The sequence below is a fragment of the Lysinibacillus sp. FSL L8-0126 genome, assembly GCF_038630385.1.
Taxonomy (GTDB): Bacteria; Bacillota; Bacilli; order Bacillales_A; family Planococcaceae; genus Lysinibacillus; species Lysinibacillus fusiformis_D.
This window is the reverse complement of the sequence record NZ_CP152028.1, coordinates 570,710-593,881: the sequence shown is the minus strand read 5'-3', so window position 1 is coordinate 593,881 and position 23,172 is coordinate 570,710. Positions and strand designations below refer to the sequence as shown.

At 36.8% G+C, this 23,172-nt stretch carries 25 protein-coding genes; 10 read left to right on the top strand and 15 right to left on the bottom strand.

Annotation, left to right across the window (positions count from 1 at the left end; translation table 11 throughout):
• Positions 1 to 111: 111 nt before the first annotated feature.
• Genes MHI34_RS02935 through MHI34_RS02915 form a run of 5 tightly spaced genes read right to left on the bottom strand, consistent with a single transcriptional unit; the run spans position 112 to position 4,441 of the window.
• Entirely contained in the window at positions 112 to 1,185 is a 1,074-nt protein-coding gene (locus MHI34_RS02935) for an ABC transporter substrate-binding protein (protein WP_036125543.1), read from the bottom strand.
• Positions 1,182 to 1,979, bottom strand: coding sequence for an ABC transporter permease (locus MHI34_RS02930; RefSeq protein WP_036125540.1), 798 nt, complete (start codon positions 1,977 to 1,979; stop codon positions 1,182 to 1,184). Before MHI34_RS02930 ends, MHI34_RS02935 begins: the two co-directional genes overlap by 4 nt.
• A complete protein-coding gene (locus MHI34_RS02925; RefSeq protein WP_058843427.1) occupies positions 1,976 to 2,785 on the bottom strand; it encodes an ABC transporter permease in 810 nt (269 codons plus the stop codon). The genes MHI34_RS02930 and MHI34_RS02925 overlap by 4 nt, the downstream gene beginning before the upstream one ends.
• Positions 2,775 to 3,881, bottom strand: coding sequence for an ABC transporter ATP-binding protein (locus MHI34_RS02920; protein ID WP_036125536.1), 1,107 nt, complete (start codon positions 3,879 to 3,881; stop codon positions 2,775 to 2,777). Before MHI34_RS02920 ends, MHI34_RS02925 begins: the two co-directional genes overlap by 11 nt.
• Before the next feature lie 17 nt (positions 3,882 to 3,898).
• Positions 3,899 to 4,441, bottom strand: coding sequence for an XRE family transcriptional regulator (locus MHI34_RS02915; protein WP_036125534.1), 543 nt, complete (start codon positions 4,439 to 4,441; stop codon positions 3,899 to 3,901).
• Between the two features lie 406 nt (positions 4,442 to 4,847).
• Between MHI34_RS02915 and MHI34_RS02910 the strand changes: the two genes are divergently transcribed.
• From MHI34_RS02910 to MHI34_RS02880, 7 genes are all read left to right on the top strand, one after another.
• A complete protein-coding gene (locus MHI34_RS02910) occupies positions 4,848 to 5,390 on the top strand; it encodes a peroxiredoxin (RefSeq protein ID WP_004224676.1) in 543 nt (180 codons plus the stop codon).
• Positions 5,391 to 5,538: 148 nt separating this feature from the next.
• Positions 5,539 to 5,994 carry a TlpA disulfide reductase family protein gene (locus MHI34_RS02905; RefSeq protein ID WP_036125531.1) on the top strand — a complete coding sequence of 152 codons (456 nt, stop codon included), beginning with the start codon at positions 5,539 to 5,541 and terminating at the stop codon, positions 5,992 to 5,994.
• A 141-nt stretch (positions 5,995 to 6,135) separates the two neighbouring features.
• Entirely contained in the window at positions 6,136 to 6,798 is a 663-nt protein-coding gene (locus tag MHI34_RS02900; protein ID WP_004224679.1) for a TrkA family potassium uptake protein, read from the top strand.
• 6 nt (positions 6,799 to 6,804) lie between these two features.
• Positions 6,805 to 7,284: a hypothetical protein gene (locus MHI34_RS02895; RefSeq protein ID WP_089931904.1), complete on the top strand. Its 480-nt coding sequence runs from the start codon at positions 6,805 to 6,807 to the stop codon at positions 7,282 to 7,284.
• Between the two features lie 131 nt (positions 7,285 to 7,415).
• Positions 7,416 to 7,919, top strand: coding sequence for a GNAT family N-acetyltransferase (locus tag MHI34_RS02890; protein ID WP_342504079.1), 504 nt, complete (start codon positions 7,416 to 7,418; stop codon positions 7,917 to 7,919).
• 162 nt (positions 7,920 to 8,081) lie between these two features.
• On the top strand, positions 8,082 to 8,576 hold the full coding sequence (locus MHI34_RS02885; protein WP_058843512.1) for a GNAT family N-acetyltransferase: 495 nt from the start codon (positions 8,082 to 8,084) through the stop codon (positions 8,574 to 8,576).
• A 24-nt stretch (positions 8,577 to 8,600) separates the two neighbouring features.
• Positions 8,601 to 9,581, top strand: coding sequence for a S66 peptidase family protein (locus tag MHI34_RS02880; protein WP_330493434.1), 981 nt, complete (start codon positions 8,601 to 8,603; stop codon positions 9,579 to 9,581).
• A 229-nt stretch (positions 9,582 to 9,810) separates the two neighbouring features.
• On the opposite strand, the gene MHI34_RS02875 is transcribed toward MHI34_RS02880, so the two are convergent.
• The 4 genes from MHI34_RS02875 to MHI34_RS02860 all read right to left on the bottom strand — a co-directional run bounded on the left by MHI34_RS02875 (position 9,811) and on the right by MHI34_RS02860 (position 11,779).
• A complete protein-coding gene (locus MHI34_RS02875) occupies positions 9,811 to 9,909 on the bottom strand; it encodes a GNAT family N-acetyltransferase (protein WP_308221980.1) in 99 nt (32 codons plus the stop codon).
• Positions 9,910 to 9,932: 23 nt separating this feature from the next.
• Positions 9,933 to 10,157, bottom strand: coding sequence for a GNAT family N-acetyltransferase (locus tag MHI34_RS02870; RefSeq protein WP_342504078.1), 225 nt, complete (start codon positions 10,155 to 10,157; stop codon positions 9,933 to 9,935).
• Positions 10,158 to 10,276: 119 nt separating this feature from the next.
• Positions 10,277 to 10,480, bottom strand: a complete 204-nt coding sequence (locus MHI34_RS02865; RefSeq protein WP_036125515.1) for a hypothetical protein — start codon at positions 10,478 to 10,480, stop codon at positions 10,277 to 10,279.
• Between the two features lie 75 nt (positions 10,481 to 10,555).
• Complete coding sequence (locus MHI34_RS02860; RefSeq protein WP_036125512.1) at positions 10,556 to 11,779, bottom strand: MFS transporter; 1,224 nt, start codon at positions 11,777 to 11,779, stop codon at positions 10,556 to 10,558.
• Positions 11,780 to 12,371: 592 nt separating this feature from the next.
• Here MHI34_RS02860 and MHI34_RS02855 point away from each other — a divergent pair.
• Positions 12,372 to 13,940 carry a family 10 glycosylhydrolase gene (locus MHI34_RS02855; RefSeq protein WP_036125511.1) on the top strand — a complete coding sequence of 523 codons (1,569 nt, stop codon included), beginning with the start codon at positions 12,372 to 12,374 and terminating at the stop codon, positions 13,938 to 13,940.
• Between the two features lie 61 nt (positions 13,941 to 14,001).
• Here MHI34_RS02855 and MHI34_RS02850 read toward each other — a convergent pair whose 3' ends face one another.
• On the bottom strand, positions 14,002 to 17,091 hold the full coding sequence (locus MHI34_RS02850; protein ID WP_342504077.1) for an efflux RND transporter permease subunit: 3,090 nt from the start codon (positions 17,089 to 17,091) through the stop codon (positions 14,002 to 14,004).
• A gap of 99 nt (positions 17,092 to 17,190) precedes the next feature.
• On the opposite strand from MHI34_RS02850, the gene MHI34_RS02845 reads away from it, so the two are divergent.
• Positions 17,191 to 18,024, top strand: coding sequence for a TetR/AcrR family transcriptional regulator (locus tag MHI34_RS02845; RefSeq protein WP_036125506.1), 834 nt, complete (start codon positions 17,191 to 17,193; stop codon positions 18,022 to 18,024).
• A gap of 48 nt (positions 18,025 to 18,072) precedes the next feature.
• Here the strand turns inward: MHI34_RS02845 and MHI34_RS02840 are convergent, their stop codons facing one another.
• From MHI34_RS02840 to MHI34_RS02825, 4 genes are all read right to left on the bottom strand, one after another.
• Positions 18,073 to 18,849 carry a protein kinase gene (locus MHI34_RS02840; protein ID WP_340812618.1) on the bottom strand — a complete coding sequence of 259 codons (777 nt, stop codon included), beginning with the start codon at positions 18,847 to 18,849 and terminating at the stop codon, positions 18,073 to 18,075.
• Positions 18,849 to 19,028: a hypothetical protein gene (locus MHI34_RS02835; protein WP_101966408.1), complete on the bottom strand. Its 180-nt coding sequence runs from the start codon at positions 19,026 to 19,028 to the stop codon at positions 18,849 to 18,851. Before MHI34_RS02835 ends, MHI34_RS02840 begins: the two co-directional genes overlap by 1 nt.
• A gap of 118 nt (positions 19,029 to 19,146) precedes the next feature.
• On the bottom strand, positions 19,147 to 20,814 hold the full coding sequence (locus MHI34_RS02830) for a ribonuclease J (protein WP_036125500.1): 1,668 nt from the start codon (positions 20,812 to 20,814) through the stop codon (positions 19,147 to 19,149).
• A gap of 5 nt (positions 20,815 to 20,819) precedes the next feature.
• Positions 20,820 to 21,029 carry a DNA-directed RNA polymerase subunit epsilon gene (locus MHI34_RS02825; protein WP_012293082.1) on the bottom strand — a complete coding sequence of 70 codons (210 nt, stop codon included), beginning with the start codon at positions 21,027 to 21,029 and terminating at the stop codon, positions 20,820 to 20,822.
• Positions 21,030 to 21,475: 446 nt separating this feature from the next.
• On the opposite strand from MHI34_RS02825, the gene MHI34_RS02820 reads away from it, so the two are divergent.
• Complete coding sequence (locus MHI34_RS02820; RefSeq protein ID WP_089932152.1) at positions 21,476 to 22,246, top strand: Cof-type HAD-IIB family hydrolase; 771 nt, start codon at positions 21,476 to 21,478, stop codon at positions 22,244 to 22,246.
• A 49-nt stretch (positions 22,247 to 22,295) separates the two neighbouring features.
• On the opposite strand, the gene MHI34_RS02815 is transcribed toward MHI34_RS02820, so the two are convergent.
• Positions 22,296 to 23,063 carry a DeoR/GlpR family DNA-binding transcription regulator gene (locus tag MHI34_RS02815; protein WP_244504794.1) on the bottom strand — a complete coding sequence of 256 codons (768 nt, stop codon included), beginning with the start codon at positions 23,061 to 23,063 and terminating at the stop codon, positions 22,296 to 22,298.
• Positions 23,064 to 23,172: the final 109 nt, after the last annotated feature.

Here is a 23,172-nt window from a genome sequence, read left to right as displayed (position 1 = left end):
CGATGTAGAAAAGAATAAACAGACAATAGGTGAAGTGCTGCCAAAAGCAGGAAGATAATAGAGAAAGATCTATCGACAAAATAAAAATTCATCGATAGACCTTTATATGCTTTAACGAATACTCATTTTAAATTCTAAAAACAATTCATTATATTTCCCTAAATAGTCTGGTCCTAAATTTTTGTAAACTTCTAATGTATCGCGTTGTTCTTCAGAAGGATAGTAGCGTTCATCAGAAACAACTTCTTCATCCATTAAGTCCATAGCAGCGATATTAGGCGTAGAGTAGCCTACATAATCGGCATTTTGTGCACCCGATTCAGCACTTAGCATGAAATTGATAAAGGCATGGGCACCGTCGATATTTTTCGATGTTTTAGGGATGACCATATTATCGAACCATAAATTCGAGCCTTCCTCAGGTACAGCAAAGTCTAGCTCCTCATTTTCATACATCATATCTGCTGCTTGCCCAGACCAAGTAAGGGCTACAGTGGCCTCATTGTTGATCATTAATGGTGTAATTTCATCTCCAATGATGGCTTTTACATTTGGTGCAAGTGTGATTAATTTATCAGTAGCCTCACGTAGTTCCTGATTGTCTAGTGAATTCAAGGAATATCCGAGACTGTTTAAGCCCATTCCAATGACTTCACGAGCACCATCTACTAAAAAGACTTTTCGTTTTAAGGATGGATCCCATAAATCATCCCAAGAAGAGAAATCTAAATCTCCCACAAGGCTTGGATTGTAGACAATGCCTACTGTTCCCCAGAAATAAGGGACCGAATATTTATTGTCATCATCGAATGGTAAATCTAAAAAGTAAGGATCGATATTTTTAAAATTAGGGATTTTTGTTTTATCTAAAGGAATCAATAAATTTTCTTCCTTCATTTTTTCTATCATATACTCAGATGGAACGGCAATATCATATGCTGTTCCACCTTGTTGAATTTTGGTCATCATCGCTTCATTGGAATCAAATGTCTCGTAGATGACATGAATGCCTGTTTCTTTTTCAAATTGTTTCAGCAAGTCAGGATCAATATATTCTCCCCAGTTAAAGATTGTTAACGTGTCTTTTCCACTTTTACCGCCGCCTGCACTTAAGGCGTCAGCCGCATAGAATAAAAGGGCTGAAACAACAAGGATGGCGATGGTAGCTTGAATTAATGACTTCATCGTTGTCCCTCCATTCTTTTACTCGTACGACTTGTAATGAAATAATAACCAACAACGACTAACACCGTAACAAAGAATACCAAACCAGAAATAGCATTAACCGTTAAAGAAATACCTGCACGGGCCATGGAGTAGATTTCTACAGATAATGTGCTGAAGCCATTACCCGTTACGAAAAATGTCACGGCAAAATCATCTAAAGAATACGTAAGGGCAAGGAAGAAGCCCGCAAAAATCCCTGGTTGAATATAAGGAAGAATGACACGCATCATAATATCCTTTTTCGTAGCCCCTAAATCTAATGCTGCATCGATTAAGGATTTATTCATTTCTAGTAGTTTAGGTAAAACCATTAGAACAACAATCGGTACACTAAATGCGACATGGGCTAACAAGACAGACGCAAAGCCAAGCTTAATGCCAACCATTGTAAATAAAATTAAGAAGCTAGCACCAATAATAACGTCTGGGCTGACGATTAAGACATTGTTTAAGGATAGTAAAGTATTGCGCATTTTTGAATCCTTGACAGTCACAATACCGATTGCACCTAGTGTGCCAATAATAGTAGAAATCAAAGCAGAAAGTAATGCCACGATTACAGTATTAATTAATATAACAAGAAGACGTGAATCTTCAAAAACAGCTTTATAATGCTCTAAAGTAAAGGATTCAAAGTGATTCATGGAGCCACCACTATTGAACGAGTAAAAGATTAAATAGAAGATGGGAGCATACAGAACGATAAAAACAATCGTTAAATAGACTTTAGCTGATGCAGATAGTTTGTTCATCGTACGCGACCTCCTTTATCTTTTTGTCCCGTAATGAGCATAATAATCACCATGAATAAAATTAAGAACACAGCAATAGTAGAACCCATCCCCCAATTTTGTGTTACAAGAAATTGCTGTTCAATCGCTGTACCAAGCGTGATGACGCGATTTCCGGCAATTAAGCGTGTAATCATAAACAGGGATAGCGCTGGAATAAAGACAACTTGAATTCCAGATTTAACGCCATCCATTGTTAATGGTAAAACGACACGGCGAAAAGTTGTAAAAGCAGAGGCACCTAAATCGCGTGCTGCATAAATAAGCGTCGGGTTTAATCGATCTAAGGAGTTGAAGATCGGTAAAATCATAAACGGAATAAAAATATAGACCGATACAAAGACAAAGCTAATATCCGTAAAGAGCATTTGCTTAGGATCGAAGCCAAATACTTCAATAAATGCATTAATTGGTCCATATAATCCAAAGATGCCGATAAAGGCATATGTTTTTAACAATAGATTAATCCAAGAAGGAATAATGATGAGCAGAAGCCAAAGCTGTTTATGCTTTGTCTTCGTTAAGAAATAAGCAGTTGGGTATGAAATTAATAAAGTAAAGAATGTAATTAAAAAGGCATACCAAAACGAGCTCAATGTCATCTTTAAGTAAACAGAAGTAAAGAACGCTTTATAGTTATCGAGCGTGAAATTGCCATGTAAATCAAGTAGGGAATAATAAACAACGAGGGCAATCGGCGCGATAACGAAAAAGGCAATCCATAACACATATGGAAATAACGCTGATTTCGATGTCTTAGTTTGCATCTTCATCGTCTCCATACGATTCTAATCGTTTATCGAACTCTTCCTCAGTTTCATTTAAGCGCATTACGTGAATAGCCTCAGGATCAAAGCCTAAGCCAATTTCTGTCCCTACTTCTGCTTTTTTCAATGAATGGACTAGCCATTCATTGCCATCCTTATCGTACGTCGATAATTCATAATGTACGCCTCGGAATAATTGTGTATCCACTTTCACCACAAGTTTCCCTTTATCGATAGTTGTCATTTCTAAATCTTCTGGTCGAATAACAATATCAATTTTTTCATTTGGTTTCATCCCTTGGTCGACACATTCAAAAATTTTGCCAGCAAATTCAACTTTGAAATCTTCAATCATCACACCTGGTACAATATTAGATTCACCAATAAAGTCAGCCACGAAGCGGTTAATCGGTTCATCATAAATATCCACTGGCGTACCTGATTGTTGAATTTGTCCTTCACTTAAAACAAAAATCTCATCACTCATAGCAAGTGCTTCTTCTTGATCATGTGTAACAAAGACAAAGGTTTTGCCAAGACGTTGCTGTAATTCACGCAATTCATACTGCATTTCAGTACGTAGCTTTAAGTCTAATGCGGAAAGTGGCTCATCCAGTAAAATGACTTCAGGGTCATTAACAATGGCACGCGCAATCGCCACACGCTGACGCTGCCCACCAGACATTTCAGAGATTTCACGGTTGCTGTAGCCTGCCAAATTGACAAATTTTAATGCCTCAGCCACACGTTCCTTTATTTCATTTTCAGGCAGCTTTTTAATGCGTAGTCCAAATGCGACATTTTCGAAAACATTTAAATGAGGAAATAGCGCATAATCTTGAAAAACAGTATTGACCTGACGTTCATTTGCAGGTACTGCATTAATTTTTTTATCGTGGAAAAATATATCTCCAGTCGTTGGTTCTGTGAAACCAGCAATAATTCGTAAAATGGTTGTTTTTCCACAACCAGATGGACCAAGGAGTGTATAAAATTTACCTTTTTCAAGCTCCAAGTTGATATTCTTTAAGACGACGGTACCGTCACTATAAGACTTTGAAACATTTTCAAAGCGGATAATGGAATTCGTTGTCATTGATGCGCCTCCTTAAGCTATAAATAAGAATCTGTTGCAACGAGTAAAATTTTAGTTTCATCTGCATGTGCATTGAAAATTTGATGATGATCTGTCGCGTCAAAATAAAGAGCATTGCCCTCACTTGCAATATACTGTTCATTCCCTAAAACAAGACGAATACGTCCTTTGACAACATAAATAAATGTTTCTGAGAGCGACGGCTCAAATTGCTTGAATTCGCCATCAGCAGCAAAGGTTAAGAAAATGGGTTCCATCTCTTTTTCGTTAGATGTAGGGATTAGCCATTGAATTTCATAATTTTTTTCTTCATCTGTATAGATAGATTGGTCTTCTTCTGTATAGACAACCTTTTGTTCAGGTGAGTCATCATCAAAAAAATCTTTAGGTGTTGAACCTAACACTTCCAAAATAGAAAATAATGTTTCAATAGAAGGTGAGTTTAAATCACGTTCTAATTGGGAGATATAACCTTTACTTAAATCTGTACGTTCTCCAAGTTCCTCTTGGGTAAGACCTTTTTTTAAACGAAGCGCTTTAATTTTTGCTCCTATTTGCATCTTTTCCCTCCTAGAAGAAGTTTAGCAATCATAAACTTTTGAAATACGAAGTTTACTTTAACGAAACTTTTAGTTTACTAAAACCATTACAATTATACATAATAATTTTTTTTTTGCAATCATTTTTCGTGAAAAAAATAGCTATAAAATGTTAAAAAAACAGGCATAAAGAAAATGGAGAAAAATTTTGTATAGGGTAGAATATTTTTGTTAAAAATAGTGAATAAATAGGCTGTAGCAGTCATTTCATTTGTGGATTTGACGATTTCTTGTCATGCCACTTCAAACGTACAAACGAGCGGAGTTTACTTGTTTGAAAAACTGCGGTTACTCTGCTATCGTAGAAGATGAGTTCGCTTGTGCGAATGGAATATATAAACTACATATTTATTCGGAGGGATTTATTATGGCAGAACGCATGGTAGGTAAACAAGCACCTGACTTTACAATGGAAGCAGTACTTTCAGACAAATCATTTGGTAAAGTATCATTAGAAGATATTAAAGCACAAGACAAATGGACAGTTCTTTTCTTCTATCCAATGGATTTCACATTTGTATGTCCAACTGAAATCACTGCGATGAGTGATCGTTATGACGAGTTCGAAGACTTAGATGCAGAAGTAATCGGTGTTTCTACAGACACAATCCACACTCACTTAGCATGGATTAACACAGACCGCACTCAAAATGGTCTTGGTGAATTAAAATACCCATTAGCTGCAGATACAAACCACCAAGTTTCGAAAGAATATGGTGTTTTAATTGAAGAAGAAGGTATCGCATTACGTGGTCTATTCATCATCAACCCAGAAGGCGAATTAAAATACCAAACAGTATTCGATAACAACATCGGCCGTGATGTTGATGAAACGTTACGTGTACTTCAAGCACTTCAAACTGGTGGTCTTTGCCCAGCAAACTGGCGTCCAGGTCAAGCAACTCTATAATCTAAATAGAGTCGAGTCATTATGGAACAAATTAAGAGTCCCCACGACAAGTTTGTGGGGACTTTTAACTGAATTTTTGTTTTTGAGAAGGGTTTTCAATTGTTATCGAACTAGTTGAAAACAACCTATATATTAGAGGAGGATTTTTATGAAACTTCGTGAACAAATGCCTGAGCTAGTAGGTGCAACGACTTGGTTAAATGGGGAAGTAACAAAAGCTGAATTAGTAGGCGAGAAACCAACATTAATCCACTTTTGGTCAGTAAGCTGTCATTTATGTAAAGAAGCAATGCCGGACGTCAACAATTTCCGTGATCAATTTAAAGATGAATTAAATGTTGTAGCAGTACATATGCCGCGTTCTGAGGCAGACACTGATTTAGATACAATCAAAGCAGTAGCAGCAGAACATGATATTGTGCAACCAATCTTTGTAGATAGTGAAATGAAACTAACAGATGCTTTTGAAAACCAATATGTACCAGCATATTTTGTGTTTGATAAAGATGGTCAGCTGCGTCATATGCAAGCTGGAGGAAGTGGCATGAAAATGCTAGAAAAGCGTGTCAATCGCGTGCTAGATGAGATGCGTAACGCTGAATAATAAAAAGAAGTTTAGACGGGGATCAAGATCCTCGTCTTTTTTGTTATCCAACATTGACGAATAGACTCTTGTTTTAACAATACATATGATAAAGAATAAGCTACAATGATGGTATAGTAGTTTTCGGAGGGATTTTTTATGATGAAAAAAGAGTTTGCGGTCATAGGGCTTGGACGTTTTGGAGGAAGTATTGTTCGTGAATTAATGAGTCAGGGTGCACAGGTGATGGCAATTGACCATTCTTCAGAGCGTGTAGATGAATTTGCCTCCATTGCTACCCAGGCTGTCATTGCAGATTCAACTGATGAATCGGTACTGAATTCATTAGGTATCCGTAATTTTGAGCATGTTATTGTAGCAATTGGTGAAGATATTCAGGCGAGTATATTAACAACGATTATTTTAAAGGAAATTGGTGTTGAGCAAATTACAGTAAAGGCTCAAAATGACTATCATGAAAAAGTTTTACGTAAAATTGGTGCAGATTTTGTCGTCCATCCTGAGCGAGATATGGGGATTCGTATTGCTAATAATATGTTATCTAATACAGTGCTAGATTATTTAGAGCTTTCGGATGAACATTCAATTATGGAGTTAAAGGCAAATGACGCGATTGCAGGATACTCCATTATGGATTTAGATATTCGAGCAAAATATGGCATTAACATTGTAGGAATCAAGCGTGGAGCTGATATTATCGTGTCTCCACAAGCAAGTGATAAGATTTTACTAGGAGATATTATGCTTGTGATAGGTGCTGACGTTGATATAAATCGCTTTGTTAAAAAGGCATTGAATGGGTAATGGCAAATGACTAAACGAAGATGGAGACTTGTTATTTTTGCCGCTGTTTTACTAATTGGTGCTTTTATCATGCAATATCGAGAAAAAAATGAAGATGAGGCAATCTCCTTAATTTTAGATCATGCCACAGAAATCGATGCAATTGAATTATTGCAAGGGGACCAATCTTTATTGCAAGCTACAGGAGATGAAGCAAAAGACTTTATAGAGAAACATCCATTAAGTCATGTAAGAGATCTTTCTAAAAAGGAAAGAACAATTTTTGAAGAAGAGCCAGCTTATCATATTGTTTATAAAATGAAAGAAAAGCCTCTTTATGAGGTGGAAATTTTAGAGGTAGCCATTCGTTCTGAGCTTGATGAAGAATTGCAACAAATGGTCTTCACCGTTGGCGATACACAATATTTGGTTTATTGGGCCAATGAGAAAAAAGCCCTCGAACAATCAACCAATACACAACGGTTACTCGAACAATTCGGACAATAACGCAAGTAGTGATTCAGCAATAAGGGCTGGTCACTACTTTTTTTATAAAAGTGGAAAGTAATATTTGGAAAAAATGTTTGATTTCTGTCTGATGGTTGAATTACACTTTGCATAAAGAAGGAGGTAGAAAAATGCAGTTTATAACAAGTAACTGTGTGATAGAGCCATTACAACCAGAACATTACAAAGCTATACATATGCTTTACTCCAATGAACAAGTTAGAACCTATCTTGGAGGTGTACCACAGGACAGCTATATAGAGGCATCCTTTAAAGACATGCTAGCAGCACCATTTCCTAATACATATTTATATATATCATTAAAGACGACAGGTGAATTTATTGGTCTTGTTTCTATCGATGAATACCATGATAAAGAGTTATATGAGCTTTCCTATCAATTTTTACCACAGTATTGGGGAAAGGGGCTAGCTTTTGAAGTCCTTACAGCGGTGATGGAGGAGGGCCTGAATTATTTAGATATATCATCGATTGTGGCAGAAACACAAACTGCTAATAAGGCATCTTGTCACTTACTCGAAAAGTTAGGGATGCACAAAGTACAGGTGTTAGAAAGATTTGGTCATGAACAAGCCCTGTACGAAATAAAGAAAAACCATAAAGAGTCAAGATAAATTATTGCACAATCAGCAGGTGGATTTTCGCGGCAAATCCCTTCATTTATCGCTGACTATATTTTGCATCAAATGAACGAATCAAAATATATTTTACTCAGCATGCCATCATTAAGAACGAATAATGCAGATTACTAAATTTTAAAGAGAGAGGAACTTTACATGCTAATACGAGAAGCAACACGCAAGGATAGTACACAGATTATAGCTGTTATGACAAATGCAGAGGCATCCAATCTTATGCTATTTGGCCCAGGTGAGCGAAAATTAGAGCCCGAGCAATTTGGAAGCTATATTGAAAAGCTATATCATAGTCACCATTCAGCTTTATTCGTGGCGGAAATGGAACAAAAGATTGTTGCTTATTTAATTTTACAGGGCAATGAACCATCTAGAATTGCTCACCGTGCTTATCTTGTAATAGGCATACATAGTGACTATCGAGGAAGGAAAATAGGGACGGCATTATTTAATCATGTAGAGGATTGGGCAAAAGTTAATGGTATCCATCGTTTAGAGTTAACCGTTATGGAAAATAATGAGGCTGGAATTGCTTTATATAAGAAAATGGGATTTGACATAGAGGGAATAAAGCGAAATTCCTTATATGTAGATGGTCAATATATCAATGAATATTATATGTCAAAGCTATTATAATTTGATAGGGAGAGGAATGTACGTATGACGACACAGATCAATATCGGCATTTATTCACCATCCTCACCAGCAACGGTGACGGCGTTGAAACGTTATGAACGTGCCAAATTGTTTCTAGAAGAGAAAAACCTTCAAATCGTAACAGGTTCTCTTACTGGCAAATCAGATTATTATCGCTCTGGTTCACCAAAGGAACGTGCGGAAGAATTAAATGAATTACTACGCAATCCAGATGTGGATATCATTATGTCTACAATCGGAGGGACAAATGCCAATAGTATGCTGCCCTACATTGATTATGAGGCGTTTCGTCAACAGCCCAAAATAGTCGTAGGTTATTCGGATGCAACAGCCATTTTACTTGCTCTTTATGCAAAGACAGGTATAGCAACTTTTTATGGTCCAGCGTTTGTCCCTTCTTTTGGCGAGTTTGAACCATTAGTAAATGACACCTTCAAGTTTTTTGAGGATTATTTCTTTAAACCGCAAGCACTACCTTATGAAATGCCAATGCCCTCTTACTGGTCAGATGAACCTGTTAACTGGCTCGAGAAGACGGTCGATAAAAAGCTCAAGAAAAATGAATGGTTAACAATTCAGGAAGGGGTTGTAGAAGGTAGGTTAATTGGCGGCAATGTAAATGCAATGTACGGTTTTATTGGCACGCCTTATTTCCCTGAAATTTTGGAAGGTGACATTTTATTAGTGGAGGACTGCTTAAAAAATGCTGCTATTGTTGAAAAGAATTTTGCTATGCTGAAATTGCATGGTGTCTTTAATAAAGTAAGGGGCATTATTTTGGGCAAACATGAATGCTATGATGATTTAGGAACGGGCAGACAACCCTATGATATTCTACTTGAACAGTTGGATGGAATAGAGATACCTCTATTAGCAGAGGTGGATATTTGCCATACACATCCTATGCATCCAATAGCGATAGGGAAACGAGTAAAGCTAGATGCAACAGCTAAAAAGATATATTGTGTAGAAAAATGGTTGTAATGATAAAGTCTTGCATATGGAGCAAGGCTTTGTTTGCTAAAGATTTCTATAATCATCATCAGTGATGACGTACATTTTCACATTTTGGTATTTTCCTTTAACAAACATACTTTTGCGTAAAATTCCTTCAAATTGCATGCCTGATTTCTCCATAACCTTTTAAGAGGCTATATTTTCTTCAAAACATCGCGCTTGAATACGTACTAAATTTATTTCCTTAAAGCCAAAGTCAATCAGTTTTTTTTGTTGCTTCTGTAGTGAATCCTTTATTCCAATAATCCTCCGAAAGTACATAACCAATTTCTGCATATTGATGTGTGTTGCTAATCGTAACAAAATCGATTGTACCAATTAGTGTACTTCGATGCCCAAAAGTAGGAGATTACCTTGCTGATAGCCATTTAATATTCGTTTTATAAAAGCTTTAGTATCCTCTAAACTTGTATGGGCCTGCCACGTCACATAGCGTGCCACATTTTCGCGAGAAGTGTAATCATACATGGCCTCTAAATTTAGTGGAGCAATAGGTCTTAAAAGTAGCCTTTCCGTTTTCAAAATAGGTATTGCATGTTTCATTTATTTCCCTCTTTAAATTACTATATGAAAAAGTCGACCCAATTTCCTAATACATTGGGTCGACTTTTTATCTTAATATCCTTAAAAGCTGTCTGGTGAAAAATCCTGCTAGCTTCACTTTATGGATAACGTTTAGCAGTAGCTGAGGAATCCTTTGTGTTGGATTTATGTTGTTCGTCTTTCACTTTTTCATTCAGTTCTTCAACAGGTATTGGATCGACTGTTTTCATATCCTCGTGTTGATCGAAAATGCTTTTTTTATCTGTATCCAGTACATCAGGGTTGTTTGTATAACGAGTTTTCGCTTGTTTTTTTTCAGTCATTCATTATCACCTCTTACTATAAGCTTTCACTTTTTTACTAGAGTTTAAACATATTAGTTTTAGGTGATATGTGGACTAATCGTTTGTTGGCTTACCAGCAGCTAACAAGACTTTACTTCCAAGTAAGAAAAATCCTTGAATGAAAAGTAATATTCCTGTCCCTATTAGTAGCCATTCGATGGCAATTATATCAGCTATTGGACCAAAAATAAGCATACCTAAAGGCATCATAGAGGTAGAAATCATGCTAAGAATACCAAATACTCGCCCCATATAATCACTTTCTACTTTTTCTTGTAATAACACCGTTGCGGGTGTATTAAAGATTGGCATAGCTATTCCTGTAACAGCCATTATCACGAGATACAGCCAAAAAACAGGAATAATTCCAAGAGCCATTGTACAAAGACCAAATAATAAAGCAGATAATGTCATGGTATGCACTTTATTTTTAAAGCCACCCCATGTCGCGATGGCAATACCACCGATTAACATACCAATGGCAAAGGCCATTTCGATGGCAGTCAAACGCCATACATCATCGCCAAAGCTACGTGTAACTTGCAAAGGTGTTAAAAAGGCAGCAGGTGCAGCGAGCAACATGAAAAAGGCAAAGAACAAGAATAATTGTTTTAAGAAAGCATGCTCTTTAATGTAGATGAAGCCTTGTTTCATATCACTAAAATAGCTTGTTGTCTGTGGCTGATTCGCTTTGGCATGTGCAGGAATATGCAGAAATAATAAGAAGATGGTGATGGCAATAGCAGCTGTCGTCACATCAATAAAGAAAATGGATTCGATTGAAGCCATCGTTAATAATGCCCCACTTGCCATGGGTGCAAGAATCATGATAAAAGCTTGAATACTGCTGTTTATCCCATTAACCTTCATTAAATGCTCTTCAGGCACAAATTGAGGTAAAATAGCGCCTACAGCAGGTGTTTGAATACCTGCACCAACTGCACGTACCGCTGATATAACAAATAATAGCCAGAGCTCATCATAGCCAGTTAAAAATAAAATAGCTAAAATTAACGTGGATAAGGCAATCATGCCATCTGCCAAAATAATAAGCCATTTACGATTGTAGCGATCTGCCCAAACACCAGCAATTGGTGCTAAGAAGAAGGTCGGTACAAAACCGCAAATAATCGCAATGGTCATCATGATGCCTGATTGCGTTGTAAGTGTGATATACCATGTAATGGCATATTGCACTAGAGCAGAGCCAAAAAGTGAAATGGTTTGACTGCTTAAAAAAAGTATCGTATTGCGTTTCCAATGATCCAAATTCGTCATCCCTTTCTAACAGTAGTGCCTGTGTGGAAAGTTGAAAGACAACAAAAAAGAGGGGGTGTTGCAGTCCCCTCTCTTCCTGTATTCCTAAAACAGACTAGACTAATCCCATTTCCCTTGCACAGCAGGCAAAGTGTACACATATTTAGTTAATAATGTGAAATCGTAGTCTGATTGAAGCTGTCATTAGGAATACCCTCCGTTCTATATAAGTTGTGTTGATTGTAGCATAAAGTTTATCTGCGCGTAAAGAACGAATCAAACACCTTAACATTTTAGGACCAGAGCTAATAACAAGGGAAATGATAGTAAAATAACAAATTGCCGAGAAAAGCATTTCACCGCTCTCTTGGCTGTTTTTTTGTTTTGATTATACAGATTTTAGAATCAACTAAAGTATTTGATAAAATGAATGACAACAAAAAGTATCATTTAATAGTGCTATTAATTTATAGATTTTAAGCTGCTTCTTCTTAAATAGACGGAAATACTTATGACCGCATTATTTCATTCATCCAGTGAAGTATCTTTGGAGACGTGCATTTAGCGAGAACCTATCATATACTAAAATAGAAAAATAGCAAATGGAGGAAATATGAGAAAGAATAATAGTAAATGGAAACTTATCACTTTTGTCGCGATGATTTTTGTGTTATGCCTATCGACAATTCCTGAAAAGACAGCGATGGCAAGCACGACACAGCCGAAAAGGGAAATGCGGGCTGTCTGGATTTCAACGGTTCTTAATATTGATATGAAAGCGGGTATGACTAAGGAGCAGTATACAGCTTGGACACGCCAAACATTGGATCAATTAAAAGCCAGCAAATTGAATACAGTTATTTATCAAGTAAGGCCAACAAATGATGCAATGTATGCGTCTGAGCTAGCGCCATGGTCATCCTACATAACAGGGAAAAAGCAAGGTACAAATCCTGGTTACGATCCTCTTGCAATTATGGTAGAGGAAGCACATAAACGAGGGATGGAGCTGCATGCCTGGATGAATCCTTATCGTGTAACAATGTCTGGACAAAAACTAACAGACCTTGCTGCCGATAATGTGGCAAGAACCCATCCAAACTGGGTTGTCAAATATGGCAAACAATATTATTTAAATCCTGGTTTACCAGAAGTACAAGACTATTTAGTGGAAACAGTAAGAGAGCTAGTAGCCAATTACGATATTGATGCAGTCCATATGGATGATTATTTTTATCCATATAAAATTGCAAATGAAGTCTTTCCAGATCAAGCAGCTTTTAAAAAATATGGTGGTTCCTTTAAAAAGGTGGAAGATTGGCGACGAGATAATGTCAACCAACTTGTAGAAAATCTATACACAGCCATTAAAGATACAAAACCATATGTTCAATTTGGTATTTCTCCATTTGGCGTATGGCGCAATAAATCACTGGACAAAACAGGAAGCGATACGCGAGCTGGTGTCAATAATTACGATGATTTATATGCAGACGTCAGAACATGGATTCAAAATGGCACGATTGATTACATTACACCACAAATTTATTGGTCAAGAACATTAGCTGTTGCGAAATATGGGACATTGCTAGATTGGTGGAGCCATGAGGTACAAACATATGCAAAAACACACCCTGTTCATCTATACATTGGACTTGCTGATTACAAGGTTGGCAATGACAGTGATGCAGCATGGAAAAACAAAATGGAATTACCAAGTCAAATACTAGCGAATCGTTCGGAAAAGGTAGCAGCCAAAGGGCAAATGCACTTCTCCTTAAAAAGTATTCAAAACAATAAACTGGGCTATGCAACGATTGTTAATCAACAACTATATAATTATACAGCACTGACACCAGGTACAACTTGGGATGATGACACTAGGCCGAATAAGCCGACTTTTGTACAAGTGACAAAGGGAGCGACTGGTCGCAAAATTGACATTATAGACGAAAATGAAACACAACCACGTAAGTATGTCATTTATCGTTTTGCAGGGAACAAAGAGGGTTCTTATAATGATCCTCAAAATATAGTGGATGTTGTTTATAATATGGATGGCATCACTGAATTTGTGGACAAGACAGCTCTTGCTAAGCAAAGCTACACATACGGCATTACGGCTGTATCTGCTGCAGGTGTGGAAAGCAAGGAAGTTTTTGTGGTGAAAGATAATCAGTAAATAGCTTATGATAAAAAAACAGCTACTCATGCAATATAACTGCATGAGTAGCTGTTTTTTATTAATTTTCTTCAATATCTTTACGGTTTTTCTTTAACATTTTAGACAGCATTTCATAGACAATTGGTACAACAACTAATGTTAATAGTGTTGAAGATAGTAAACCACCAATTACAGTAATAGCTAAGTCTTTCGAAATTAAACCACTGCCACCAGAACCAAGTGCCATTGGAATCATTGCCCCGATTGTGGCAATGGCTGTCATTAGGATTGGACGTAAACGTGTTGCTCCTGCTTCGAGGATCGCTTCACGCATGGCAAGACCATCATGTTCCATATGAATGATGCGGTCGACTAATACGATGGCATTGGTTACGACGATACCAATCAACATCAACAGACCCATCATTACAGATACAGAAATAGTTTGACCTGTAACGAATAAACCAATAAATGCTCCAATTACGGCGAATGGTAGGGAGAATAGAATAGCGAATGGAGCTAAACCTTCTCCAAATGTTACTACTAAGATGAAGTAAACAATGGCAATTGCCGCTAACATAGCAATACCAAGCTTAGTGAATGTTTCTTGCATATCGGCAGCAACACCCGCAACACCAGTTGTAACACCTTTTGGTAAATCTAATTTATCAATTTTCTTATCAGCAGCAGAAGTGGCTTTTGAAATATCGTCTCCGATAATCGTACCAGATACAGTTGCAAAGTATTCACCTTTTGAACGAGATAACGAGTTAAGTGTCGTACCTTCCTCGACATCAACTAATTCACCGATTGTCATGGTTGTGCCTAAAGCCGTTTTAATTTCAGTAGCTAAGACATCATCTAAGGAAGTAGCAGCTGCTTTAGCATCACGTTGAACGATCACATCAATATCTTTACCATCATTTTTAACGGTAGTTAATACTTCTTTTGTTGTATTCGAATTTAATGCCATCACGATTTGAGCTGTTGTTAAACCATATTGTAGGACATTTTTTTGTTCTACTTTTAGTACATGCTCTACGTATGGATCTTCGTTATCAGATTTAATATCTTCTAAGCCATCCACTTCTTTTAGGACACCTTCTACTTGTTTCACAGCATCTCGAAGTTTATCTAAGTCATCACTATATAATGTGTAGCTGACTTCGTTTGAAGACATAGACATAGAAGAGAAGTTTTGAGACTTCCATTCTCCTGATTGACCGATGTTGAATACATAGTCTTCTACTTCTTCACGAGCTTTAGGGAAGTCTTCCATATCTGGATCAAAGATAAGGTACATTAAGGCACCACCAGCGCCTCCACCCATCATCATTGCTGATGGATCAACATTATTTGCATCCGTTATGGAAACTTGTAAAATATTAACGTCTTTACGCTTCATTAATTCTTTTTCTACTTTTTCAACATTCGCTGCCGTTTCATCAGCTAGCTCTCCAGTTGAAGGAGTATACGTTAAGTACATTACTTTTTCTTCTTGTGATCCCATGAAACTAAAGCCAATAAGTGGTGTTAATGCAAGAGAACCAGCAAGTAGGGCAATCGCAATGATAGAAGTAATAATTTTGTGATTTAATGTTTTTTCTAAAATACCTCTGTACCAAGTAGCAAGTTTCCCAACTTCTTTATGTTGGCTTTCTGTTTTCTCACCGTATAATTTTTTACGGAATAAGAAGTGAGATAATGCAGGTACGATGGTGATAGCTACTAATAGTGATGCACCTAGTGCAAATGTCATTGTTAGGGCGAATGGCATGAATAATTCGCCTACCATACCACCTACGAAAATTAGTGGAGCAAATACCGCTACCGTTACTAATGTAGACGAAAGAATTGGTTTAAACATTTCAATCGTTGCTTCACGAATTAGGGCACGACCCGTAAGTTTTTCTTGTTTTAAGTGAATGCGTCGATAAATGTTTTCAACAACTACGATCGAGTCATCGATCACACGCCCAATTGCGACGGTAATCGCTCCAAGTGTCATAATGTTGAGTGTGATATCCATCCAGTTTAATAGCAGTAATGCCATGAAGACAGAAACTGGGATAGAAATAATTGAAATAATAGTTGATTTGAAATCGCGTAGGAATAGTAAAATGATTAAGACTGCAATAGCGCCACCAAATACTGCTTTTTCGATCATTGTAAATACAGAATCTTCAATTGGGGCTCCTTGGTCAAGGGAAATATCTACATTTAAGCCGTCTAATCGTTTTTCTTCATCTTTAATAAGGTCTTTTACTGCATTAACAACTGTTACCGTATTCGCATCCTGACCTTTCACGATTTGAATGGCGATGGCATCTTGCCCATTTGTACGTGAAACAGATTGTACTTTACCTTCTACTTCAATTTTAGCAATATCACCTAGACGAACGAAAGGTGAAGGATTTGTAGCTGAAGGTGTAACTGGAATTAATAAATCTTTTAGCTCATCAACAGATTGTACTTTACCATCTACTGAAACAGCCTGTTCGCCAACAGTAAACTGATATAAACCAAGTGACAGTGACATATCACTTGCCTGAATCATTTGTTTAACTGTATCCTCCGTTAAACCAAGTGCAGTCATTTTTTCTTCATCATATTTAAATGATACTTGTTCAATGTGCTGACCTGTGATGGTCGCAGAGGCAACACCATCAATTTTTTCAATTTTTGGAAGTAACACGTCTTCTACTGTAGAAGTTAAGTCTACAATATCTTCCTTAGAGCTACTTACAGATAAAGCAACTACTGGCATCATGTTCATGCTAATCGCCATAATAGTAGGCTCTTGAGCACCTTCAGGTAGTTTAAGATTATCTAAAGCTGCTTCTAATTGACGTTTCTTCTCATCCATATCAATTCCGTAGTCGTATTCTACTTGAACTTGTGCTACGTTGGAAGAGGATGTTGAGTAAACAGCTTTCACATCTTCTAAGCTTTCTATGGATTTTTCAAATGGAATGGAAAGCTCATTCATTACTTGTTCAGGCGTTGCGCCAGGATATACTCCCATGACAATTAAATATGGGATTGAAATATCGGGTATTGATTCCATTTTCATTCTTGTACCGGAATAAATACCAGAGACAGTGATGATAATTGTTAGTAACCAAACTGCCAATTTGTTTTTTAATACGAAATTAACTAAACCTTTCACCTTCACACCTACCCTTTATTGACTATCTAAATTCAATTATTTATACTAATGACTAATCGGTCATTTGTCAACGAAATGCATTAGGAGAGATTTAAAAATATGTTAAAAAAGCAATTAATTATGGAGAAAGCGATAGAACTATTTTCTGAACAGGGTTTTGAAGCTACGTCAGTTCAACAAATTACAGAACGCTGTGGAATTTCTAAAGGTGCATTTTATTTATCCTTCAAAACAAAAGATGAGCTCGTTATTTCAATGGTGGATTACTATTTACAGCAGTTCATTACAGATATTGACCAAGTAGTCAGAGGAACCTATAGTAAAGAAACCGTATTGGTTGAATTTTATAAAAGCATCTTTCAAGCATTCAAAGCACATTCTACATCTGCTCGTGTGTTCTTTAACGAAAAGGTCTTTCTAACAAAAAAAGAGCTATTTCATAAAATAACAGCGTATGAAGCAGAAATGTCGAAATCAATCATCTATATGCTTGAACAACTTTATCAGGATAAATTACAAGAAACGAAATATGATGTGATGTATTGTATAAAAGGATTTATGAAGAGTTATGCTGAGCTTTTTATTTTTTCAGATATGCCACTAGATTTAGAGCAGTTGGCAAAATCTTTAGCAGAGAAGACAGATATTATTGCACACCATACAACCATTCCTTTTATTACAGCAGATCTTGTGCCATTTATTGCAAAACCTTGTGAACAAGATGTTTCAAAAGATGCTTTACTACAATTATTGGAGCAAAATATTGATCCTACTGAGGATCCTATTGTAAAAGAATCCCTTATGCTATTGAGACAAGAAATAGAAAATCCTACTTACAGTAAAGCCATCATTAAAGGGCTAATAGAAAATCTACGTCAAGACACAGCCTATCATTGGATTGCTTATGTAAGCGCAAAATACTTTAATATTTAAACTACTGGATAGAATTGTTCACGTTATGTAGGTGAACAATTCTATTTTTTAGTGGGTGAGTGAGGGGACAGATTGCCAAGCCTCTAACGCACTATTAAAAGGGTCTTGAATCCATAATAGCCGTTCAAGAAAATCTTTGACTTCAATCGGTAATTTCAATTCTTGCTGCCAGGCTTGCTCTTTTCGTTTGCTTGGCTTGTAGTTTGAGTACAGTAAAAATAATAAAAAATGACCGACAAAATATAAATCGCTAATATGATTTTCTGCTCGTTTAGGATTTTCAATAGCAGAGAGGTCGATGTGCTTCTGATAAGTGGTAGCGAGACCAAAGTCAATAATATGCAATTGTTGATGGACTAGCAATATATTAGGAATACGTAAATCGCGATGAACAATACCATGATTGTGTAATTCAATAATTTGTTCTAAAAGTTGCTTTGTAATGGCAAGTGATTGAACAACTGTAAACTTGGCACCATCCTCAAAAATCAGTTGTTCAAAAGTTTGCCCATTGACATAGTCCATAATAAAAAATGGACTTTCTTGAATCGTTCCTGTTGAATGGATGGTAGGAACATAGGGCAGTGAAACTTGTTGGAGTATGTGTATTTCTTGTTTAAATTTTTGGATGGTTTTCTTGTGGTGACGGTGTTTGGGACGCAAGCATTTTAAGACAAATAGCTTTGATGAACAATCCTCAATCAAATATGCACGACCATATGCACCATAGCCAAGCAATTTTTTAAAAGAGAAGTTGGGATGTTTGCCAATGTAATGTGCTACAGCCTGATCGAAGCCTTTTTCGGATAGTCGCTTCCACCACATTAACTGCTAAAGAAACTCATTGAGCTGAAAAGACTACGTGAGCTTTTACGAGAGCCACGTTTATAATGCTTATGACCATAATAATTATGTCGTTTAGAATACTTGCGACGGCTACTCGATGAAGAATAACGACGTTTGGATTTACCATTGAGCAAGGAATGAAGAATTTTATCTAGCATAAAAAACGCTCCTTTAGATGTTGTTATAACTATATACGTAAAAATAAAAAAGGAGGTTTCAATATTTCAAAAATAAAAAAGAAGCTATGTAAACTTTACATAGCTTCTTCACAAGAGGTTAAACCTCCATAATAATCGGTAGAATCATTGGTCGACGTTTTGTCTTTTCGAATAGATACGGCCCTAAAACATCAGTTATTTCATTTTTCAATTCTGTCCATTGAGGTGTTTTGCCTTGAATCGTTGCATTCAGATGACGATTTAGCATTTTCTGTGCCTCGTTAATCATCGTACCTGATTCACGCATATAGACAAAGCCACGTGAAATGATGTCAGGACCTGAAACGATTTTTTGGTTTTCCATATCTACACTAACTACTACAATGACCAGACCTTCTTCAGAAAGGATGCGACGATCACGTAATACGATATTGCCGATGTCGCCAATACCATTACCATCAATATAAACATCTCCAGAAGGGATACGACCGGCAACATGCGCTTCATTGGCACTTAATGCCAACACATCACCGTTTTCCATCACAAATGTATTGTCGAGTGGAACATCGCAATCTTCTGCTAGATGTGTATGCATTTTTAACATACGGAATTCACCATGGATAGGCATAAAGAATTTAGGCTTCATTAAACGAAGCATCAGTTTTTGTTCTTCTTGTGAGCCGTGACCAGATGTATGGATATTGTTTAAAGCGCCGTGAATGACTTCTGCACCTGCGCGGAACAATAAATTGATAATTTTATTAACACTCACAGTATTACCTGGTACTGGGGAAGAAGAAAAGATAACCGTATCGCCAGGTTGTATTTGAATCTGACGGTGCGTACCATTGGCAATGCGTGATAGGGCTGCCATTGGTTCACCTTGAGAGCCTGTACATAAAATCATCACTTCGTTTGCAGGAAGTCGGTTGATACTTTGAGCATCGATAAATGTATCCTTTGGAGCGGTAATATAGCCAAGCTCACGACCAATGGTAATAGCATTGTCCATGGAGCGACCAAAGACAGCAATTTTTCTTCCGTATTTTATGGCAGCATCTGTGGCTTGCTGTAATCGGTGAATATTTGACGCAAATGTAGCAAAAATAATACGACTATCCACTTTACGGAAAATCTCATCGATACTCTTTCCAACTGTACGCTCTGACATTGTGAAATTAGGCTTTTCAGCGTTGGTACTATCTGATAGTAAGCAAAGCACGCCATCACGTCCAATTTCAGCCATCTTCGTTAAGTTGGCTGGCTCACCCACTGGTGTAAAATCAAATTTAAAGTCACCTGTGTGAACGATATTACCAGGTGGTGTTTTCACAACAACACCATATGCATCAGGGATACTGTGTGTTGTTCTAAAGAAGCTCACAGATGTTTTTCTAAATTTAATAACATCCTCTTCTTTAATTTCGATTAGCTTTGTTGTACGTAGCAAGCCATGTTCTTCTAATTTATTACGTAATAAGCCAAGTGCAAGCTTACCACCATAGACAGGGACATTTACTTGACGTAAAAGGTAGGGAATACCACCGATATGGTCCTCGTGTCCATGTGTAATAAACAGTCCTTTAATTTTGTCGACATTACGTACTAAGTACGTATAATCAGGAATAACATAGTCAATGCCGAGTAAATCATCTTCTGGAAATTTAATGCCAGCGTCAATTAAAATGATTTCATCTTGAAATTGAACGCCGTAAGTGTTTTTGCCGATTTCGCCCAGTCCGCCGAGCGCGAAAACAGCTGCTTGGTCATTTTTAACAAACTTCATGTTTGTTAAATTTCCTCCAAGACGAAGTTCGGGCTTGCTTGTTCGTACTCTAAATAGTTACCTTCAAGCAGTTGAACGAACTCGATGTTGTAGTTACGGTCTTTTAGCTTTTGACGTACTTCGCGTTCTGAAGCAGCTTCAAGGTATAGACTTTTAGTGTTTTCGCGAACTGGAATCTCATTTGCATTTTCTTGATAATAAACTTTGTAAATCATAGTTTGCTCTCCTTTAATTGCGTACAATTTTCTTGCACCTTTGACTACTACCACACACGTGCTACAAGAAAACAACGAATTTCCTTCATAAAGCCTTCATAAAGAAATGTACGTTTGTAATTCTTGTATCTCAAAGCTTCAGCTGTGCACTATGTTTTAAATTTATATAGGAAGTAGTGAGACAGTGGTTGCGTATAGCCAAATAAATGCATTTCCTTTATATTATCACGCAGTTCCTCTAAAATAAAGAAAAGCCCTTCAAATAATGAAGGGCAAATGTTAGGCAATTGATTTTTTTCCGAGTACGCCACGAAGTTGCTTCAACAATTTCCGTTTTAGTTTCTTCAGCATGGCACATCACTCCTTAGGATCATTATAATAAAAATTATTGTCTATGTAAAGTCATTTACCTTGAAAGGATGCTATTTATGGAAATGGTTAATAAAATGAACAAAATTTTGTTTTTTGATGTAGATGGTACGCTTTATAACAGTGAAAAAAAATTACCTGCATCTGCAAAAGAGGCGCTTTTGGCAGCACGTCGAAATGGCTATGAACTGGCAATTGCAACAGGACGAGCTCCGTTTATGATTGAGTCACTACTAGAAGAATTAGAAATTGATACGTATGTTACTTTCAATGGACAATATGTTGTATACAAGGGTGAAGTTGTCTATACAAATGGCATTGAAAAGGAAGAACTAGCAAAAATCATTGCCTTTGGTGAGGCTCGTAATGAACCAGTAGTATTTTTAGATGATAAACGTATGATTGCCTCTATTAACGATCATCATATGGTAGCTGAGAGCTTAGATACACTGAAATATCCATATCCAGCATTAGACTCTTCTTATTATATGCAGAACAATGTATATCAAACACTTATTTTTATGGAAGAAAAAGATGAATCTTTATATTGTGAGACATTCCCAAATGTTCAATTCATACGATGGCATCGCTATTCTTGTGATATTTTACCAAAAGGTGGCTCAAAGGCTGCTGGTATCGAAAAGGTGCTAGAAAGAATGGGCATCACTTTACAAGATGCTTTTGCTTTTGGAGATGGTATAAACGATATTGAAATGCTGCAAGCTGTTGGGACAAGTGTTGCCATGGGGAATGGTCATGAGAGAGTGAAGGCGGTGGCACATCATATTGCCGACCATGTAGATGAGGATGGTCTTGCAAAAATCATGCGCAAGCTAGCAATTATATAAAAAAAGCAACTAGTTGGAAAAATTTCAACTAGTTGTTTTTTTATTATGACTAGTTTTCCTCAATGTTGACGACTTTTATTTGAATGCTTTTATCGGAAAAATGCTGAATCGTCTTTTTAGAAAGTGCATTGTCTGTGATAATGACATCTATGTCAGTCAAAGGACAAACTTGAATCGCTACATCCTTATTAAATTTGGAGGAATCTGTAGCAACGTAAACTGTTTGGGAGATAGAGATAATTTGTTTTCTAGTAATTGCCTCATCCAAACTAAAATCAGAAATACCTTTTTCAATGGAAACGCCACTAGCACATATAAACGCTTTATTGATATTCAAATGTTCAAAGCGGAATAAAAACTCATTCGATGTCACTGATTTTTCGGAATGACGAACTTTACCACCGATTAGTATAACCTCAATATTAGAGCCGATTAGATCAAATGCTATAGGTAGTGAGTTTGTTACTACTGTTAATTTTTCCTTGTTCAATAAAAAGGGGGTCATTTGATAGGTAGTGGTTCCACTATCGACAAAAATACACTCCCCATTTTCCACGAGTGAGGCACAAGCTTTGGCAATGGCGATTTTCTCTGCTAACTGCTCATGAAGTCTTTGATCGATTATTCCCTCAACAGGCTCAATATATTTAATACCCCCATAAAACTTTTCAATTTTCTTATCATGCATCAGCTGTTGGACATCGCGGCGAATTGTTTCCATCGAAACATTAAATTCTTTTGTGAGTGTTACTAACTTAACAACCTTATGTTGTCTTACATACTGCAAAATTTGATGTTGTCTTTCTATCATATACATGTTATCACCTCTACTAGATATTTACTCAAAATAATCATAACTTTGTCAACACTTAGTCAGAATTTACTCAACATTTACACGAAAATGCATTTTCCTTTACAAATGGTCA

Coding starts and splice junctions, on each gene's coding strand:
- MHI34_RS02935 (WP_036125543.1), bottom strand. CDS start 1,185: ATGAAGTCATTAATTCAAGCTACCATCGCCATCCTTGTTGTTTCAGCC.
- MHI34_RS02930 (WP_036125540.1), bottom strand. CDS start 1,979: ATGAACAAACTATCTGCATCAGCTAAAGTCTATTTAACGATTGTTTTT.
- MHI34_RS02925 (WP_058843427.1), bottom strand. CDS start 2,785: ATGCAAACTAAGACATCGAAATCAGCGTTATTTCCATATGTGTTATGG.
- MHI34_RS02920 (WP_036125536.1), bottom strand. CDS start 3,881: ATGACAACGAATTCCATTATCCGCTTTGAAAATGTTTCAAAGTCTTAT.
- MHI34_RS02915 (WP_036125534.1), bottom strand. CDS start 4,441: ATGCAAATAGGAGCAAAAATTAAAGCGCTTCGTTTAAAAAAAGGTCTT.
- MHI34_RS02910 (WP_004224676.1), top strand. CDS start 4,848: ATGGCAGAACGCATGGTAGGTAAACAAGCACCTGACTTTACAATGGAA.
- MHI34_RS02905 (WP_036125531.1), top strand. CDS start 5,539: ATGAAACTTCGTGAACAAATGCCTGAGCTAGTAGGTGCAACGACTTGG.
- MHI34_RS02900 (WP_004224679.1), top strand. CDS start 6,136: ATGAAAAAAGAGTTTGCGGTCATAGGGCTTGGACGTTTTGGAGGAAGT.
- MHI34_RS02895 (WP_089931904.1), top strand. CDS start 6,805: ATGACTAAACGAAGATGGAGACTTGTTATTTTTGCCGCTGTTTTACTA.
- MHI34_RS02890 (WP_342504079.1), top strand. CDS start 7,416: ATGCAGTTTATAACAAGTAACTGTGTGATAGAGCCATTACAACCAGAA.
- MHI34_RS02885 (WP_058843512.1), top strand. CDS start 8,082: ATGCTAATACGAGAAGCAACACGCAAGGATAGTACACAGATTATAGCT.
- MHI34_RS02880 (WP_330493434.1), top strand. CDS start 8,601: ATGACGACACAGATCAATATCGGCATTTATTCACCATCCTCACCAGCA.
- MHI34_RS02870 (WP_342504078.1), bottom strand. CDS start 10,157: ATGAAACATGCAATACCTATTTTGAAAACGGAAAGGCTACTTTTAAGA.
- MHI34_RS02865 (WP_036125515.1), bottom strand. CDS start 10,480: ATGACTGAAAAAAAACAAGCGAAAACTCGTTATACAAACAACCCTGAT.
- MHI34_RS02860 (WP_036125512.1), bottom strand. CDS start 11,779: ATGACGAATTTGGATCATTGGAAACGCAATACGATACTTTTTTTAAGC.
- MHI34_RS02855 (WP_036125511.1), top strand. CDS start 12,372: ATGAGAAAGAATAATAGTAAATGGAAACTTATCACTTTTGTCGCGATG.
- MHI34_RS02845 (WP_036125506.1), top strand. CDS start 17,191: ATGTTAAAAAAGCAATTAATTATGGAGAAAGCGATAGAACTATTTTCT.
- MHI34_RS02840 (WP_340812618.1), bottom strand. CDS start 18,849: ATGTGGTGGAAGCGACTATCCGAAAAAGGCTTCGATCAGGCTGTAGCA.
- MHI34_RS02835 (WP_101966408.1), bottom strand. CDS start 19,028: ATGCTAGATAAAATTCTTCATTCCTTGCTCAATGGTAAATCCAAACGT.
- MHI34_RS02830 (WP_036125500.1), bottom strand. CDS start 20,814: ATGAAGTTTGTTAAAAATGACCAAGCAGCTGTTTTCGCGCTCGGCGGA.
- MHI34_RS02825 (WP_012293082.1), bottom strand. CDS start 21,029: ATGATTTACAAAGTTTATTATCAAGAAAATGCAAATGAGATTCCAGTT.
- MHI34_RS02820 (WP_089932152.1), top strand. CDS start 21,476: ATGAACAAAATTTTGTTTTTTGATGTAGATGGTACGCTTTATAACAGT.
- MHI34_RS02815 (WP_244504794.1), bottom strand. CDS start 23,063: ATGTATATGATAGAAAGACAACATCAAATTTTGCAGTATGTAAGACAA.